Below are 14,889 nucleotides of genomic sequence, written 5' to 3'. Positions count from 1 at the left end.
TTCCCGTTGCCCCAGCGGCGAATGACCCAGCATCCACCCATCAGGAGGCCCCCATGGCTTCACAGATCGCCGCTCAGCTCTATACCGTCCGTGACTTCACCAAGACCCCCGATGACATCAAGCAGACGATGGCGAAGGTCGCGGCCATCGGCTATGAGGCCGTGCAGCTCTCGGCCCTCGGCCCGATGGACCCCGCCGAGCTGCGCCAGGTGTGCGACGACAACGGCCTCACCATCTGCTCGACCCACGTCAGCTTCGACCGCATGGTCGAGGACCTGCCGGGCGTGATCGCCGACCACCAGGCCTATGGCTGCAAGTACCCCGGCGTCGGCGGCATGAGTGCCCGCTACACCGGCAGCGCCGACGGCTACCGCGAGTTCGCCAAGGACGCCTCGGCGGTGGGCTTGAAGCTGCAGGAAGCCGGCATGACGTTCGTGTACCACAACCACAGCCAGGAGTTCCAGCACTTCGGCGACACGCGCGGGATGGACATCCTCTTCGGCGACAGCGACCCGGTCGGTTTCCAGTTCGAGCTGGACACGTACTGGGTGCAGCACGGCGGCGCCAGCCCCGTGGCGTGGATCAACAAGTGCGCGGGCAGGCTGCCGGTCATCCACTTCAAGGACATGCGCATCACCGGCGACCGCAAGCAGTACTACTGTGAGATCGGGCAGGGCAACCTGGATTGGGCCGGCATCATCGCCGCCTGCGAAGCCGCCCAGATCGAGTGGTACATCGTCGAGCAGGACGTGTGCGAGCGCGACCCGTTCGACAGCCTCAAGATCAGCTTCGACAACCTGAAGGCGATGGGCGTGGAGTAGGGGCAGGGGGCCTCGGCAACTGTGGCAGGAGGCGAGGGAGGGGCGTCGAAGGACGAATTGTCTCTACCATCACGCAGGAGGCAGACCCCATGACCCGTCGAGGCTTCACACTGATCGAGTTGCTGGTTGTCATCGCGATCATCGCGATCCTGGCCGCCATCCTGTTTCCGGTCTTTGCCAAGGCCCGTGAGAAAGCTCGACAGGCGAGCTGCCTGTCGAACGTCAAGCAGATCGGCATTGGGCTCATGGCCTACCTGCAGGACTACGATGAGCGCCTGCCCATGACGTACTTCTACATCGGCGCCGCGGGGTCCAGCGATCTGTACTGGCCCATAGACGTGTTGCAGCCCTACATCAATAACTGGCAGATCAACTTCTGCCCCAGCTTCAAGTGGGCCACTCCCTACAGTGGTTGCCGCCCTCCGGGCCTCCCGAGCCCGCTCGACGGCTCCTATGCCATCGTTTTCAACATCACGTCCAATCGCGGAAGGTATGCCAGCACTTCACTGTCCAGGTGCCCCATCGGCGAAATCGCCCGGCCGGCCGAGACGCTGGTGGCCTGCGACTCGACCTGGCCGGAGATCTTCGGCGCCTGGAGCGGCGACCCGGACCCGCTGGTCTTCACCGAGGTCGGCCGTCTGCCCCGCACCCCCGACAAGCACAACGACGGCAACAACTACGTCTTCTGTGACGGCCACGCCAAGTGGCTGAAGGACACCGAGCCGGGCATGTGGACCGTCCGCGATGACAACGTCGCCGCCATGAACTGACGCAGGGCGCCTGGCCACCCACCACCGCCCCGGCCCACATCCAGGGGGACGCAAGGGAGGCAACACATGAGCAGCCAGACCCGAGGCATGGTCCCACTCCGGATCTGCCGGGAGACAGCCGCCGGGGAATGTGTGCCGGCAACAGGGCCACAGAGGATCAGCATCCTCAGGGGGAGCGTCGTGGTCTTCGAGGTCGTCACTGACGCGAATGGCTATGTGATAGCGAACCTGCCGCCAGGCAGCTACACACTGCTCGTCAACGGCGGCTGCCCGACGCCGCTGACGGTGACCCAGCCTGGACAGGAGGTAAGGGTCTGCAGCAAGTGTGCCACCTGACGGTACCCAGGCGCGATGAACTCGTGCCACCACAGGAGAAACGCGGGTGCGGTTGCGCCCGGACATGACAAGGAGAGACACACCATGAGTTGCCGCATCGCACTTCAGCTCTACACGGTCCGCGACCATATGCAGACCGCCGAGGACGTCGCCAAGACCCTCAAGACCGTCGCCAAGATCGGCTACAAGTACGTGGAGGTCTGCGGCTGGGGCGTCACCGGCGTCGCCAAGATGAAGAAGCTGCTCGACGCCAACGGTCTGACCGCCTGCTCCACCCACTGCAGCTTCGCCGATATGCAGAGCGACATCGCGCAGGTCATCGCCGACCACGAGACGCTGGGCTGCAAGTTCCCCGGCATCGGTGGCATGCCCGGCGAGTACCGCAGCTCCGGCGAGGGCTTCGCGACCTTTGCCAAGCTGGCCAACGAGGTGGGGGAGAAGCTCGCCGCCGCCGGCATGAGCTTCTGCTACCACAACCACAGCTTCGAGCTGGCCAAATTCGACGGCAAGACCGGCCTCGACATCCTGTGTGAGAACTCCGACCCGCGCTTCGTGCACAACGAGCTGGACGTGTACTGGGTGCAGCACGGCGGCGGCAGCCCCGTGGCCTACATCACCAAGCTGGCCGACCGCACGCCGTTGGTCCACTTCAAGGACATGGGCATCTCGCCGGACATGAAGCAGTTCTTCGCCGAGGTGGGGGAGGGCAACCTGGACTGGGCGAGCATCATCGCCGCCTGCCGCGCGCACGACGTGCAGTACTGCATCGTCGAGCAGGACGTCTGCCCGGGCGACAGCCTCGACAGTGTCAAGATCAGCTTCGACAACATGAAGGCGATGGGGCTGTCGGTCCAGTAGACAGGCCTCGTCCCGCAGCAACACAAACAGGGCCGGCTCAACTGAGCCGGCCCTGTATCGTCTGCGTAATGCTGCGGCCCTAGATCAGCGCCCGAGGGAGGAGCCGGGGGCCGCCTGCCGGGGGCTGCCGCCCCCGCCTGGTGTGAGCCGCGCCTCCGGCGCTCACCCCGCCGTCTCCTCATCTACTCATCCCCTCATCCCGCCTTCCCGCCGTTCACGACCCCGGCGCCTCGCGCACCGGGCGCGTCACCACGCCCGGGCGCTTGTCGGGCGGCTCGGTCGGCGGCTTGGGCGACGGCGTGCCGGTGACCTTCGGCTTCTCCGGCAGCTCCTCGCCGGCCATGATCGCCGCCACCTCGTCCTGATCCAGCGTCTCCTGGTCCAGCAGCACCTCGACCAGCCGCTCCATCTTCTCACGGTGGTCCATGATGATCTCGCGGGCGCGGGCATAGCATGTGTCCACGATCCGCCGCACCTCGTCATCAATCCGACGCGCGATGTCCTCGGAGTAGTTGCGCTCCTCGCTGAATTCCTTGGCCAGGAAGACCGGGCCATGCTTGCGGCCGTATGTGACGGGCCCCAGTTCGTCGCTCATGCCGTATTCGGTCACCATCTCGCGCGCGATCTGCGTCACGCGCTCCAGATCGTTGGCCGCCCCGGTGGTGATGTCGCCGATGATAAGTTCCTCGGACGCCCGCCCCCCGAGCGCCTGCGTCATGCGGCTGAGCAGCTCGGTCTTGGTCATCAGGTAGCGGTCATCCTCGGGCAGGCTGATGGTGTAGCCCAGGGCCATGCCGCGGGGGAGGATCGTGACCTTGTAGGTGGCGTCGAAGTTTGGCAGCATGCTGCCGACCAGGGCGTGTCCGGCCTCGTGGTACGCCAGCACGCGGCGCTCGGTGTCGCGGATGACGCGGCTCTTGCGCTCCGGGCCGGCGATGACGCGCTCGATGGCCTCATCGAACTCAGGCATGGTGATGATCTTCTTGTTGCGCCGCGCCGCCAGCAGGGCCGCCTCGTTCACGAGGTTCTCGATGTCCGCCCCGGAAAAGCCCGGGCTCCGCCGTGCCAGCACCTTGAGGTCCACATCGTCGGCGAGGGGCTTGTTCTTGCAGTAGATCTGCAGAATAGCCTCGCGCTCCTTCACGTCGGGATTAGGCACGACCACGCGGCGGTCAAAGCGGCCCGGCCGCAGCAGCGCCGGGTCGAGGATGTCGGGGCGATTGGTTGCCGCCAGCAGAATGACATCGGCATTGGGGTCGAAGCCGTCCATCTCCACGAGCAGGGCGTTGAGGGTCTGCTCGCGCTCATCGTGCCCGCCGCCGAGGCCGGCGCCGCGCAGGCGCCCCACCGCATCCAGCTCATCAATGAAGACAATGGCCGGCAGATGCTGCTTGGCCTGGTCGAACAGGTCGCGGACGCGCGAGGCGCCCACGCCCACGAACATCTCCACGAAGTCCGAGCCGCTGATGTAGAAGAAGGCCACACCCGCTTCACCGGCCACCGCGCGGGCCAGGAGGGTCTTGCCACACCCGGGCGGGCCCACCAGCAGCACGCCCCGGGGGATCTTGGCGCCCAGGGCCCGGAAGCGCTCCGGGTCGCGCAGGAAGTCCACGACCTCCTGCAGCTCCTGCTTGACTTCCTCCATGCCGGCGACGTCGTTGAAGGTGACCTTGGCGAAGTTGTCCGCCGCCATCTTGGCGTGGCTGCGCCCGAAGGACAGCGCCTGCCCGCCGGTGGCCTTCATCTGCCGCACGAGGAACACATAGAACAGGAAGGCGATGAGCAGGAACGGGATGACGTTGAGCGCCAGCCGCCCCACCATGTCGCCCCAGGTGCCCTCATAGTACGCAATCGGCACGTTGGGGTTGATGGCCTTGAGCTGGGCATGGTACTGCGGGTCGCCCGGCACCTGCACGATGAAGTTGGTCTTGCCGTCCTTGGCCCCGGGGCGGAAGTCGCCCATGGCCTTGTTGGTGCCGTACAGCGTCAGCTTGGAGATGGCGCCGGTACGCAGGTCCTGCTCCATGTCCGTGTAGTTCTCATAGTGCAGCGTCTTCTGGGTCTGCTGGCTGATCCGGGGGATCTGCAAGAAGACAAAGAGCATCGCCGCGGCTACGATGAGGTATACGATCGGGTTCTGCTTCATTGCTGCCTCCAGGGCTATCTGAGCGGCGCAGCTACAGCTCGCCCAGACTCAACGTCAACAGTCGCTTGGTCCCCCCCTGAACGCGGGCCGCCGCGGCCAGCCGGTGCCCCACGATCCACAGGATCTCGCCGTCCTCCCGCGTCACCAGCCACGGCCGGCGCTGCCGGGACGGCACCTTGTTGTCCACAAAGAAGTCCTGCAGCTTCTTCTGGCCGCTCATGCCCAGCGGCACGAAGCGGTCTCCGGGCCGGGCACGCCGCACGAGCAGGACCTCGCCCGCCCGGTCGGCATCCAACACCGCGCAGTTGGCCTCGGCTGGCGGGTAATGCTCCGTGGGCGCCGCCGCGACAGTCGCTACCATCGCCCGACCGCCCGGCAACTCCACCCGCCCCGGCACACAGAGCCGCACTGCCCCCTCGTCCGCCTCGGTCTCCGCCGCCGGCTCCGCGACCGCCAGGACGCCGTACACTAGTTCGACCCCCGGACCGGGCGATAGTTCCAGCCGCCGGCCGGTGCCCCCCGCCTCTACCAACGCTTCCAGGGCTTCCCAGCGTTCCTGGGCGACGTCAACCAGCGGGTGTCCCGCCTCGTGCAGGAAGCGCCGCAGCACCCGGTGTCGCAACCCGCGCGGCATCTCCCGCAGCCGCTCCAGGGACAGCCCCTGGCCCTGCCGTGCCCCCGCGAGCGCCTGCTCTACCAGCGGCTCGGTCCACTCGATCTCCGCCAGGGCGTGCTCAGCCGCCCGGCACAGCGCCCCCTCGATCCCCGGGCCGTACTCCCGCTCCAGTTGCGGGAGGAGATCGGCCCGCAGGCGGTTCCGCAGCGGCGCTGGGTCGAGATTGGTGCTATCCAGCCGCACCTCAGTGTTAGTGATTCGGCAATACTCCCCTGTTTCCTGTCGGGTGACGAGGATGAGGGGGCGAATGATGCGGCCGCGGCGGGGGGGAATGGCGCGCAGGCCCTGCAGCCCCGCGCCGCGGAACAGGTGCATCAGCAGCGTCTCGGCGCGGTCGGTGGCCGTGTGGGCCAGCGCGATCTTGTGGCAGCCGTGCCCATCGGCGGCACGGTCAAAGAAGCGGTAGCGGGCCCGTCGCCCGGCCTCCTCGATCCCGATCTTCTCACCCTCGGCCAACGCCGCGACGTCCGTCCGGTCGGTCGCAAAGGGCAGGCCCAGACGCGCCGCCAGATCTCCCACGTACTGCTGGTCGGCGTCCGCTGCCTCGCCCCGCAGGCCATGGTGCAGGTGGGCGACGACCAGCTCGATCTGCAGGTCCGGAGCCAACTCGTGCAGGAGCAGCAGCAGGGCCAGGGAGTCTTGGCCCCCGGACACGCCGACGAGCACACGATCGTGGGGGTCGAGAAGGTCGTAGCGTGCAACGGCCTGCAGCAGCTTGTCGCGGATCGGCATGATGGCCTGCGGCCCGTGGGAGCGCGGCTCTCCAGAGCCGCTTTCCCGGGGTGCGGCAATGGAGAGCCGCGCTCCGACTACCCCGGCGGCTCCAGCCCCGTGAGGCGCCGGTATGCCTCCTGGTAGATGCGTCGGGTCTCGCCGACGACCTCGCCAGGCAGTTCCGGGCCGGGGGGCTCCTTGTTCCAGTCGAGGGTCTCCAGGTAATCGCGCACGTACTGCTTGTCGAAGGCCTCCTGGGCGCGCCCCGGCTCGTACTTGCCGGCGTCCCAGTAGCGCGACGAGTCCGGCGTCAGCAGCTCGTCCACGAGGATCAGCTCACCGTCAGCGATCCCGAACTCGAACTTCGTGTCACAAAGCAGGAAGCCGCGCGAGGCGGCGAGGTCCGACGCGGCGGTGAACACTTGCAGCGAGACGTCACGCAGCCGCTCGGCCAGTTCCGTCCCCACCCGGTCGCGCACGCCCTGCATATCCACGGGCATGTCATGCCCGCTCTCTTCCTTGGTGGTGGGGGTGAACAGCGGCTCCGGCAGCCTGGCCGACTCGACCAGGCCCGGCCCCAGCTTATGCTCGCCCACCAGGCCGCTCTTCTGGTACGACTTCCACCCCGAGCCGGCCAGATAGCCCCGCACCACGCACTCAATCGGCACGACCTGGGCCTTGCGGCACCACATGCTGCGGTCGGCCAGGATGTAGCCCTGGTCCTGCACCGCGGCCGGGAAGTCCTTCACGCGGTGGCTGAGCAGGTGGTTGGGGATGATGCTCTCGGTCTGGGCAAACCAGAACACGGAGAGCTGGGTCAGCACCTTGCCCTTGCCGGGGATGCCGTTCGCCATGATGACATCGAAGGCGGAGATGCGGTCGCTGGCGACGAGCAGCATCCCGTCGGGGTACTCATAGATGTCCCGGACCTTGCCCTGCCGGCGGCTGATCGCGCCGGGCAGATCGGTCTCCAGGACAGCCTGTTGGGGTCGGTCAGACATGCGTTCCCTCCGCAAGGGTCAGTTCCCGCTTCGCAACGGCAGCGCCAACTCGTACATCGTGCCCGCCTGGTCGTCGGACACGTCCGCGAAGTCGTCCGCCCATTGGGTCTGCACCTCCGCGCCATGGGCGCCGGCCCGCTGTGCAACGACCCCCTCGCGCAACTGGGGGTGGACTGCTTGGCTGATGGTCTGGAAGCCGCGACGTTCGAGCGCCAGCCGACTCAGCTGGCCACACCAGTCAAGCAGGGGCGGGATGTGGCAAACCGCCATGGCGCGCACCTCGTGCCAGCCAGTGCGGCGCGCCCACTCGAGGGCAGCATCCAACATCTTGCCAGCGATTCCCTGCCGACGATGGTCAGCGGCGACTTGCACGCAGTTCAGGCGCAGAACAGGAGCCTCTACCCGCGGCGGAAGCGTCTCCGCCGCCTCGATGAGAGGACGGATGTGCTCCTCCTGCTGCACACACAGCCCCCCAAGCTGCTTCTCGAGTGCCTCGGGCCAGAACCGGATCTTGCCCACTACGCGACCTGCGTCAAGGGCCATCGTGCCGCTCGCGCCGTATCGCTGGGCCAGGGCCACCAGTGCACCTGCCACAGAACCCGCCGGGAGCGAGCCGATCGTCTCAACGTACGCCTCTGCGCCCGGCCGGCAGTCGGCCAACTGGATGGGCGCACCATGCAGGCAAGTGTGCACGGGACAGCTCTCGTCCATGAGCCGATAGGCAACCATGACGGTCTCCTACAGCCCCAGCAAGTCCACCACCTGCTGCGTATCCGCCGGCACCTGCTCGGGCTGCGCCGCGATCTTGATCGCGTTGTCCGGGTCCTTGAGGCCGTGGCCGGTCAGGACGCAAACCACCGTCGCCTTCTCCTGACCGAAGAAGCCGCTGGCGATGAGCCTCTTCAGCCCCGCCACCGACGCCGCCGACGCCGGCTCGCAGAAGATGCCCTCCTGCGAGGCCAACTCGGAGTACGCCGTCAGTATCTCCTCATCGGTCACGAGGTCCACCAGCCCGCCGCTGTCGTTCACCGCGGCCATGGCGTCATGCCACCGCGCCGGGTTGCCGATGCGGATGGCGGTCGCGACCGTCTCCGGCTTCGCGACCGGGGCGCCATGCACGAGCGGGGCCGCCCCCGCGGCCTGGAAGCCGCACATGCGCGGCAGGCGGTCAATGACGCCCGCTTCCTTGTAGGCCAGGTAGCCCCACCAGTAGGCCGTGATGTTCCCGGCGTTGCCCACGGGCAGCACGTGAAAGTCCGGCGGCCCGCCCAGGACATCGCAGATCTCGAAGGCGCCGGTCTTCTGGCCCTCCATGCGCATGGGGTTGAGCGAGTTGAGCAGCTCGATGGGGTAGTTGTCGGTGATCTCGCGGACGATGCCCAGGCAGTCGTCGAAGTTCCCGGCGACCTGCAGCGTGCGCGCCCCGAACGCCAGCGCCTGGGCCAGCTTGCCCAGCGCAATCTTGCCCTCGGGGATCAGCACGATGGACATCATGCCTGCGCGGGTCGAGTACGCTGCCGCCGAGGCCGACGTGTTGCCGGTGGACGCGCACAGCGTGGCCTTCACGCCCCGCTCGGCGGCCTTCGAGATCGCCATGGTCATCCCACGGTCTTTGAAGGAGCCGGTCGGGTTGAGACCCTCATACTTGAAGAACACCCGCAGGTTCGGAGCCCACTGCGGCGCCAGGTGCTTGCTCTCGATCAGCGGCGTGTTGCCCTCGAGCAGCGTGATGCGCGGCGTCGCGTCCGTGACGGGCAGGAAGTCCTTGTAGGCCTCAATGAGGCCGGGCCAGCGACGGCATACTGGTGTCATGATCGTTCAACCTTTGTACCGCTGCGGCGGCATGGACGGGCCGAGCATCTCCCGAAGCCCGAATCCCGATTCCCGCCCCTCAGTCCTCCACTCGCAGCGTCGCCGGGATCTCCTCCACAATGGCCAGGCGACTGATCGCGCCGAGGGCGGACTGCAACTGGCTCTCGGGGTTCTTGTGGGTCACCCACACGATCTCGGCGACTTGCCCGTCCGTGGCCGACTGGTGCACCGAGGCGATGCTGACACCCTCGGTGCCGAAAATCGTGGCGATGGAGCCGAGCACGCCCGGGCGGTCCTTGACGCGCATCCGCAGGTAGCTCTTGGTCTGCACTTCGGCCATCGGCATGACCTGGGCCGGGGCTTCGCAGGTGCACAGCACGCGGCCCGAAGCCTGGTGCAGGCGGTTGCGGGCGCAGTCCAGCACATCGCCGGCCACGGCCACGCCGGTGGGGTGGCCGCCCGCTCCGCGCCCGTAGAGCATCACGTCGTCACAGCCCTCGCCGCGGACGAAGATGGCGTTGAAGACGCCGTTCACGGCCGCCAGTGGGTGGCTGTCGCGCAGCATGACCGGGTGGACGCGCGCCTCGATGCGGTCACCGTCGCCCCGCCGGGCGATGGCCAGGAGCTTGATGACATAGCCCATCGTCTTGGCGTAGGCGATGTCGTGGGGCGTGACCTGGGTGATGCCCTCGGCGTAGATGTCGTCGAGTTGCACGTTCAGCCCGAAGGCGCTGGCTGCCAGAATGGCGATCTTGTAGCGCGCGTCGTAGCCTTCGACGTCGTTGGTCGGGTCGGCCTCGGCATACCCCAGTGCCTGGGCCTCGGCCAGCGCCGTCCCGAAGTCCAGCCCTTCCTGGCTCATGCGGGTCAGGATGTAGTTGGTCGTGCCGTTGACGATCCCCATGATCTCCACGACACGGTCGGCCTCGAGGCTCTCCTTGAGCGAGCGGATGATGGGGATGACGCCGCCGACGGCGCCCTCGAACTCCACGTCCACGCCCTGCTCCTCGGCCCGCGCCAGGATCTCATGCCCGTGGCGGGCGATGAGTTCCTTGTTGGAGGTGACGACGCTCTTGCCGTGGGCGATGGCGGCCAGCACGAAGTCCAGGGCCGGCTTGACGCCGCCGATGGTCTCCACGACGATGTCAATGTCGGGGTCGCTGACGAGGGCCATGGCATCGGTAGTGCGGATCTCTTCGGGCACAGCGATGTCGCGCTCGCGCGTCCAGTCCACGTCCGCGATCTTGGTGACCACGACCGGGGCGCCGGCGCGGCGCGTGATGCTGTCGGCGTTGCGGGTCAGCGCGCGGTACGTCCCGGCGCCGACGATGCCGAACCCGATGATACCGACCTTGATGCTGTCTGGCATGGCGTCCTCCGCAGGGCGGGGGATGAGGGACTGGGGATGGGACCTTCAGGGGTAGAACGACGACGCGACGGGGCCTGGCCTTCGCGACCCCCGAACCTCCGATCCTGTTCGTCCCTAATCCCGGAAATGGAACGGCTCGATGAGCACGAGGGGCTCGTCAGCCTCCACGTGCGCTCCGTTGTCGGGGAGGAACTTGACGACCCGACCGTGCAGGTGGCTCGTGACCTCGTTGAACAGCTTCATGGCCTCGATCAGGCCGATGGTGTCGCCGACCTGCACCTCGTCGCCCGGCTCCGCGTACGGCGGCTTGTCGGGCGAGGGCCTCCGGTAGAAGATCCCCGCCATGGGGGAGCGCAGCGGCTCGGTCCCTTCGGGGATCTGCGGCGCGACCGGGGCTGACGCAGCCGCCGATGCGGCGCCGGCCGCTGCCGGGGCCGCGGTCGCCGGGCCGCCGGCAGTGGCCTTGAGCACCACCCGGTCGTCGCCGACGGCGACCTCAATCTCCGCCAGCGGCTCGGCCTGCAGCACCTGCATCAGCCACATCAAGTCGTCGTTGGTGATCTGTTCCATGGGCGTTTGGGCTGAGCGACCCGTACATGCCACAAACGACGGGCGGCAAGTCCCGTCGTTGCTGTGGCTGACGAAAGAGTATGGTAGCGGGGAGTGGACTTGAACCACCGACAACGCGGGTATGAACCGCGTGCTCTAACCAACTGAGCTACCCCGCCATACATTCACGCCATTACTGGTTGGACTGCTGCTGCATCCGGCGCTTCTTCTTCTTCTTCTTCTTCGCGAGTTTCTCTTCCAGTTCGCGCGCCTTCTGCTCGGCCTCGCGCCGAATGTTGCGCTTGATCATCTCGTCGAGCTCACCCAGCGATTCACGGTCGAACCGCCGCAGGCGCTCGTAGTCGATTTTGGCCATGACTTCGATCTCCTCCAGAGGCAGGGAGTATACCAACACAGGAGGGTGAAGTCAAAGACTTTTCACCAGACGGCAGCAGGAGCAGGACTACTTGATCTTATTGGGCTCGCACAGCTCCTTCTTCTTCTTGGCGATCGCCCCGCACTTGGTGCACCGGTAGTTGCCTGGCTTGTCCGCGGCCGTCTTCTTCCCCTTCAGGCACATGGCATGGCCTCCTTGGAGAAGAGTATAACGTGGTTAGCCAAACGACTCAAGCACGCCCCGCAGCTTCTCCGCCGTCCGCACGTAGTTGGCCCGGTCCCCGCCGGTGCCGCTGAGCATGATCCGGGGCATCAGGTACTCGGCGTTCGGGCACAGGTCCTGGGTGTAGTCGGGGTGGCGCTCGGCCAGCGGGCAGCCGCGCGGGCAGTCCCGCCCGTAGCCGATCTGGTCGCGAATGGTGTCCTGCTTGTAGGCCGGGGCGCCGATGTAGCCGAAGCCGATGGGCACTCCCTGGTCGGCGCAGGCCTGCTTGAAGGCCCCGTAGTCAACGCCCACCTTGTCGCCCTCGAAGCGCGCCGCCCAGATGTGGTAGGTATGCTCATACTGCGCCGGGTCGGGGTTCACCTGCGGCTTGACGATGGCCTCGTAGCCCGCGACCGCCTCGGTGAGCAGCCCGGCGTTCTCGATGCAGATGTCCACGTAGCTGCGAGCGCGTCTGAGCTGCACCCGGCCGATGGCCGCCACGACCTCATTCATCCGGTAGTTCCATGACAGCAGCTTGGGGCAGGTGCCGAAGGTGGTCATGTCATACATGTGCCGCCGTACGTCGGGGTCGCGCATGATCGTCATCCCGCCGTCGCCGAGGGCCATCTGCTTGGACTGCTGGAACGAGAAGACCCCCACATCCCCCACCGTCCCGGCATACTGTCCCTGGTACTTGGCGTAGATGGCGTGCGAGCAGTCCTCGATGACCAGGATGCCATGCCTGGCGGCGATCTGCCGGATCGGGTCCAGGTCGGCCATCAGCCCGGCCCAGTGGGTGACGATGACGGCCTTGGTGCGGTCCGTGATGGCGGCCTCAAAGGCCACCGGGTCCATCAGCTGGGTGTCCACGTCAATGTCGGCGAAGATCGGCACCGCATTATGGTACATCACCGCCAAAGCGCCGAAGACGACCAGCGGATCGCAGATCACCTCGCTCCCCGCCCCGGCGCCGGAGGCCCCCACTGCCACATGGAGCCCGGCCATGGCGTTGACCACGGTCAGTCCATAGGGCGAGCCGAACTCGGCCGCGAACTCCTGCTCAAACAGCTCGGACTGCGTGCCGGTGCCGATGGAGCACAGGTTGCCCTTGTCCAGCACGGCTCTGACGGCCTGGAGATCCTCGTCATCGAAGTAGTGGTAGCCTGCCACCAGGCTCACCTCCCCTGTTGCTGACGTCAGCCTGCGCCTTCCGCGCGAAGAAGAGCGCCACCTGCCCCGGCCAGCGCGAAGGCTGTCGTGGGCTACTCCAGTACCGCCACGGCCTCGATCTCCACGAGCCAGTCCGGCGAGACCAGGGCGCTGACGGCGGCGGTCGTCGCGGTGGGGAAGGGGGGCTGCAGGTACTCCTGACGCACCTCATTGAAGATGGGGAAGTCCGCCATGTCGGTCAGGAGCACGGTGAGCTTGACCACGTCCGCCCACGTCGCTCCGGCCGCCTCCAGGTTGGCCTGCAGGTTGCGGAACACCTGGTGCACCTGCGCCCGGAAGTCATCCTTGCCGACCAGTTGCCCGGCGGCGTCCACGGCCACCTGGCCGGAGATGAACAGCAGGCGGCTCCCGGAGGCGAGCATGGCCTGGCTGTACGCCGTCTTGGGGGTAGGAACGTCGGGGGACTGTACCGTCTGTCGCATGTCTGCCCTCGCAGGGATGCCAAAATGTTTGACCTGCGGCCGCTGTGTCGCTATACTAACACTCTCAAGTTGCCGCCGGACCGTGGGTCCGCAGGAAGGGATGTTACGTCGTGGCACATGAATCGGGTCCCCGTGGTGAGCGCGGCGGTCTGCGCCGCCGCAAGAAGAAGGTCTGTCTGTTCTGCGTTGAGCCGCAGGCGCGGGTCATTGACTACAAGAACGTCCGCATGCTCGAGCAGTTCATAGACGACCGCAAGCGCATCCGCAAGGCGCGCCAGACCGGCACCTGCCGCCGGCACCAGAACCGTCTGGCGGGCGCCATCAAGCGCGCTCGCGAGATCGCGCTGCTGCCGTACACCTCCGGCTAACCAGCCAGGCGCAACAAGACGACAACGCCGGGCGTCACCCAGACGCCCGGCTTTTGCGCGCTGAGCCGGCGGCGAGCAGCCTCGTGCGCCTACCGGGGGATGGTGTCCAGCAACCTCCGCACGATCTCGTCGGCCGTCACCCCGTCCGCTTCGGCCGCGAAGCTGGGGATGAGGCGATGCCGCAGGACCGGCAGCGCCAGGGCCCGCACGTCCTCCGTATCCGCCGTCAGCCGTCCCTCCAGCAGCGCCCGCACCTTCGCCCCCAGCACCAGCGCCTGCGGCGCGCGCGGCCCGGCGCCCCACTGCACCCACTGCCTGACGAAGCTCGGAGCCGTATCATCGGCCGGCCGCGTCATCCGCGCCAGCCGCACCGCATACTGCACCACGTGCGGCCCCACCGGCGCCGCGCGCACGACCTCCTGCAGCCGCAGGATCTCCGCCCGAGCCATGACCGGCGACACCTCCGGCAGCACGTTGGAGGTCGTCTCCAGGACGATGCGCTCCTCCTCCTGCGCCGAGGGGTAGTCAAGGAAGACGTTGAACATGAAGCGGTCGAGCTGAGCCTCGGGCAGGGGGTAGGTGCCCTCCTGCTCCACCGGGTTCTGGGTCGCGAGGACCAGCAGAGGCGGCGGGAGGGGATAGGTCTCACCCCCAGCCGTCACCTGCAACTCCTGCATGGCCTGCAGCAGGGCACTCTGGGTCTTGGGCGGGGTGCGGTTGATCTCGTCGGCGAGGATGATGTTGGCGAAGATGGGCCCGCGCAGGAAGACGTACTCCCGCCGGCCCGTCGTGGGGTTCTCCTGGATGATGTCCGTGCCGATGATGTCGGCGGGCATCAGGTCCGGGGTGAACTGGATACGGGAAAAGGCCAGGTCCAGCGCCCGAGCCAGTGTGCGCACCAGGAGCGTCTTGCCCAGCCCCGGCACCCCGACGAACAGGCAGTGCCCCCGCCCGAACAGCGCGATCAGCAGTTCGTGGATGACCTCCTGCTGGCCCACGATCACCTTGCCGATCTCCGCAGTCAGCAGGCGTTGGGCTTCGGCGAGACGGCGCGCTGCGGCCAGGTCATCCATCGGAGCGGGACTCGGGGCATCCGGAGGGGGCGGGGTCGTCACGCGGCTATCGTAGCACTGCCCCCCTGCACCGTCAACCCACCGCTATTTCGGGGACACCATCCGCTATTTCGGGGACACCATACTTAATTCCGCCCCGCGTG

Annotated in this window: 16 protein-coding genes and 1 tRNA gene; 5 read left to right on the top strand and 12 right to left on the bottom strand. The window is 67.2% G+C overall.

What is annotated here, in order from left to right:
- Positions 1–53: 53 nt before the first annotated feature.
- From LLH23_15615 to LLH23_15600, 4 genes are all read left to right on the top strand, one after another.
- Positions 54–821 (top strand): sugar phosphate isomerase/epimerase, encoded by a 768-nt coding sequence (locus LLH23_15615; protein ID MCE5239893.1) that lies wholly within the window; start codon positions 54–56, stop codon positions 819–821.
- 89 nt (positions 822–910) lie between these two features.
- Entirely contained in the window at positions 911–1,591 is a 681-nt protein-coding gene (locus LLH23_15610; GenBank protein ID MCE5239892.1) for a DUF1559 domain-containing protein, read from the top strand.
- 66 nt (positions 1,592–1,657) lie between these two features.
- Positions 1,658–1,927: a prealbumin-like fold domain-containing protein gene (locus tag LLH23_15605; protein ID MCE5239891.1), complete on the top strand. Its 270-nt coding sequence runs from the start codon at positions 1,658–1,660 to the stop codon at positions 1,925–1,927.
- An 84-nt stretch (positions 1,928–2,011) separates the two neighbouring features.
- A complete protein-coding gene (locus tag LLH23_15600; protein MCE5239890.1) occupies positions 2,012–2,785 on the top strand; it encodes a sugar phosphate isomerase/epimerase in 774 nt (257 codons plus the stop codon).
- Between the two features lie 214 nt (positions 2,786–2,999).
- On the opposite strand, the gene ftsH is transcribed toward LLH23_15600, so the two are convergent.
- The 11 genes from ftsH to LLH23_15545 all read right to left on the bottom strand — a co-directional run bounded on the left by ftsH (position 3,000) and on the right by LLH23_15545 (position 13,305).
- Entirely contained in the window at positions 3,000–4,931 is a 1,932-nt protein-coding gene (ftsH, locus tag LLH23_15595) for an ATP-dependent zinc metalloprotease FtsH (GenBank protein ID MCE5239889.1), read from the bottom strand.
- A 31-nt stretch (positions 4,932–4,962) separates the two neighbouring features.
- A complete protein-coding gene (gene tilS, locus LLH23_15590; GenBank protein ID MCE5239888.1) occupies positions 4,963–6,339 on the bottom strand; it encodes a tRNA lysidine(34) synthetase TilS in 1,377 nt (458 codons plus the stop codon).
- Between the two features lie 77 nt (positions 6,340–6,416).
- Positions 6,417–7,322, bottom strand: coding sequence for a phosphoribosylaminoimidazolesuccinocarboxamide synthase (locus LLH23_15585; protein MCE5239887.1), 906 nt, complete (start codon positions 7,320–7,322; stop codon positions 6,417–6,419).
- An 18-nt stretch (positions 7,323–7,340) separates the two neighbouring features.
- The gene (locus LLH23_15580; GenBank protein MCE5239886.1) at positions 7,341–8,051 is read right to left on the bottom strand and encodes a GNAT family N-acetyltransferase; all 711 of its coding nucleotides are present in this window, start codon (positions 8,049–8,051) and stop codon (positions 7,341–7,343) included.
- 9 nt (positions 8,052–8,060) lie between these two features.
- Positions 8,061–9,134 carry a threonine synthase gene (gene thrC / locus LLH23_15575; protein ID MCE5239885.1) on the bottom strand — a complete coding sequence of 358 codons (1,074 nt, stop codon included), beginning with the start codon at positions 9,132–9,134 and terminating at the stop codon, positions 8,061–8,063.
- Positions 9,135–9,213: 79 nt separating this feature from the next.
- Positions 9,214–10,503, bottom strand: coding sequence for a homoserine dehydrogenase (locus LLH23_15570; protein ID MCE5239884.1), 1,290 nt, complete (start codon positions 10,501–10,503; stop codon positions 9,214–9,216).
- Positions 10,504–10,617: 114 nt separating this feature from the next.
- The gene (locus LLH23_15565; protein MCE5239883.1) at positions 10,618–11,073 is read right to left on the bottom strand and encodes a biotin carboxyl carrier domain-containing protein; all 456 of its coding nucleotides are present in this window, start codon (positions 11,071–11,073) and stop codon (positions 10,618–10,620) included.
- Between the two features lie 81 nt (positions 11,074–11,154).
- Positions 11,155–11,231: transfer RNA gene (locus LLH23_15560), tRNA-Met, on the bottom strand.
- A gap of 14 nt (positions 11,232–11,245) precedes the next feature.
- The gene (locus LLH23_15555; protein MCE5239882.1) at positions 11,246–11,428 is read right to left on the bottom strand and encodes a hypothetical protein; all 183 of its coding nucleotides are present in this window, start codon (positions 11,426–11,428) and stop codon (positions 11,246–11,248) included.
- Between the two features lie 237 nt (positions 11,429–11,665).
- On the bottom strand, positions 11,666–12,823 hold the full coding sequence (locus LLH23_15550) for a DegT/DnrJ/EryC1/StrS family aminotransferase (GenBank protein MCE5239881.1): 1,158 nt from the start codon (positions 12,821–12,823) through the stop codon (positions 11,666–11,668).
- Between the two features lie 92 nt (positions 12,824–12,915).
- Positions 12,916–13,305, bottom strand: a complete 390-nt coding sequence (locus LLH23_15545; protein MCE5239880.1) for a RidA family protein — start codon at positions 13,303–13,305, stop codon at positions 12,916–12,918.
- 110 nt (positions 13,306–13,415) lie between these two features.
- On the opposite strand from LLH23_15545, the gene rpsR reads away from it, so the two are divergent.
- Positions 13,416–13,673, top strand: coding sequence for a 30S ribosomal protein S18 (gene rpsR, locus LLH23_15540; GenBank protein ID MCE5239879.1), 258 nt, complete (start codon positions 13,416–13,418; stop codon positions 13,671–13,673).
- An 89-nt stretch (positions 13,674–13,762) separates the two neighbouring features.
- On the opposite strand, the gene LLH23_15535 is transcribed toward rpsR, so the two are convergent.
- Positions 13,763–14,746: a MoxR family ATPase gene (locus LLH23_15535; protein ID MCE5239878.1), complete on the bottom strand. Its 984-nt coding sequence runs from the start codon at positions 14,744–14,746 to the stop codon at positions 13,763–13,765.
- Positions 14,747–14,889 lie beyond the last annotated feature (143 nt).

This window comes from bacterium (assembly GCA_021372615.1).
Lineage (GTDB): Bacteria > Armatimonadota > Zipacnadia > Zipacnadales > UBA11051 > JAJFUB01.
This window is presented reverse-complemented; position numbering and strand designations above follow the sequence as displayed.

Coding starts and splice junctions, on each gene's coding strand:
- LLH23_15535 (MCE5239878.1), bottom strand. CDS start 14,746: ATGGATGACCTGGCCGCAGCGCGCCGTCTCGCCGAAGCCCAACGCCTG.
- LLH23_15585 (MCE5239887.1), bottom strand. CDS start 7,322: ATGTCTGACCGACCCCAACAGGCTGTCCTGGAGACCGATCTGCCCGGC.
- LLH23_15600 (MCE5239890.1), top strand. CDS start 2,012: ATGAGTTGCCGCATCGCACTTCAGCTCTACACGGTCCGCGACCATATG.
- tilS (MCE5239888.1), bottom strand. CDS start 6,339: ATGCCGATCCGCGACAAGCTGCTGCAGGCCGTTGCACGCTACGACCTT.
- LLH23_15610 (MCE5239892.1), top strand. CDS start 911: ATGACCCGTCGAGGCTTCACACTGATCGAGTTGCTGGTTGTCATCGCG.
- LLH23_15570 (MCE5239884.1), bottom strand. CDS start 10,503: ATGCCAGACAGCATCAAGGTCGGTATCATCGGGTTCGGCATCGTCGGC.
- thrC (MCE5239885.1), bottom strand. CDS start 9,134: ATGACACCAGTATGCCGTCGCTGGCCCGGCCTCATTGAGGCCTACAAG.
- LLH23_15615 (MCE5239893.1), top strand. CDS start 54: ATGGCTTCACAGATCGCCGCTCAGCTCTATACCGTCCGTGACTTCACC.
- LLH23_15605 (MCE5239891.1), top strand. CDS start 1,658: ATGAGCAGCCAGACCCGAGGCATGGTCCCACTCCGGATCTGCCGGGAG.
- ftsH (MCE5239889.1), bottom strand. CDS start 4,931: ATGAAGCAGAACCCGATCGTATACCTCATCGTAGCCGCGGCGATGCTC.
- LLH23_15555 (MCE5239882.1), bottom strand. CDS start 11,428: ATGGCCAAAATCGACTACGAGCGCCTGCGGCGGTTCGACCGTGAATCG.
- LLH23_15545 (MCE5239880.1), bottom strand. CDS start 13,305: ATGCGACAGACGGTACAGTCCCCCGACGTTCCTACCCCCAAGACGGCG.
- LLH23_15580 (MCE5239886.1), bottom strand. CDS start 8,051: ATGGTTGCCTATCGGCTCATGGACGAGAGCTGTCCCGTGCACACTTGC.
- LLH23_15565 (MCE5239883.1), bottom strand. CDS start 11,073: ATGGAACAGATCACCAACGACGACTTGATGTGGCTGATGCAGGTGCTG.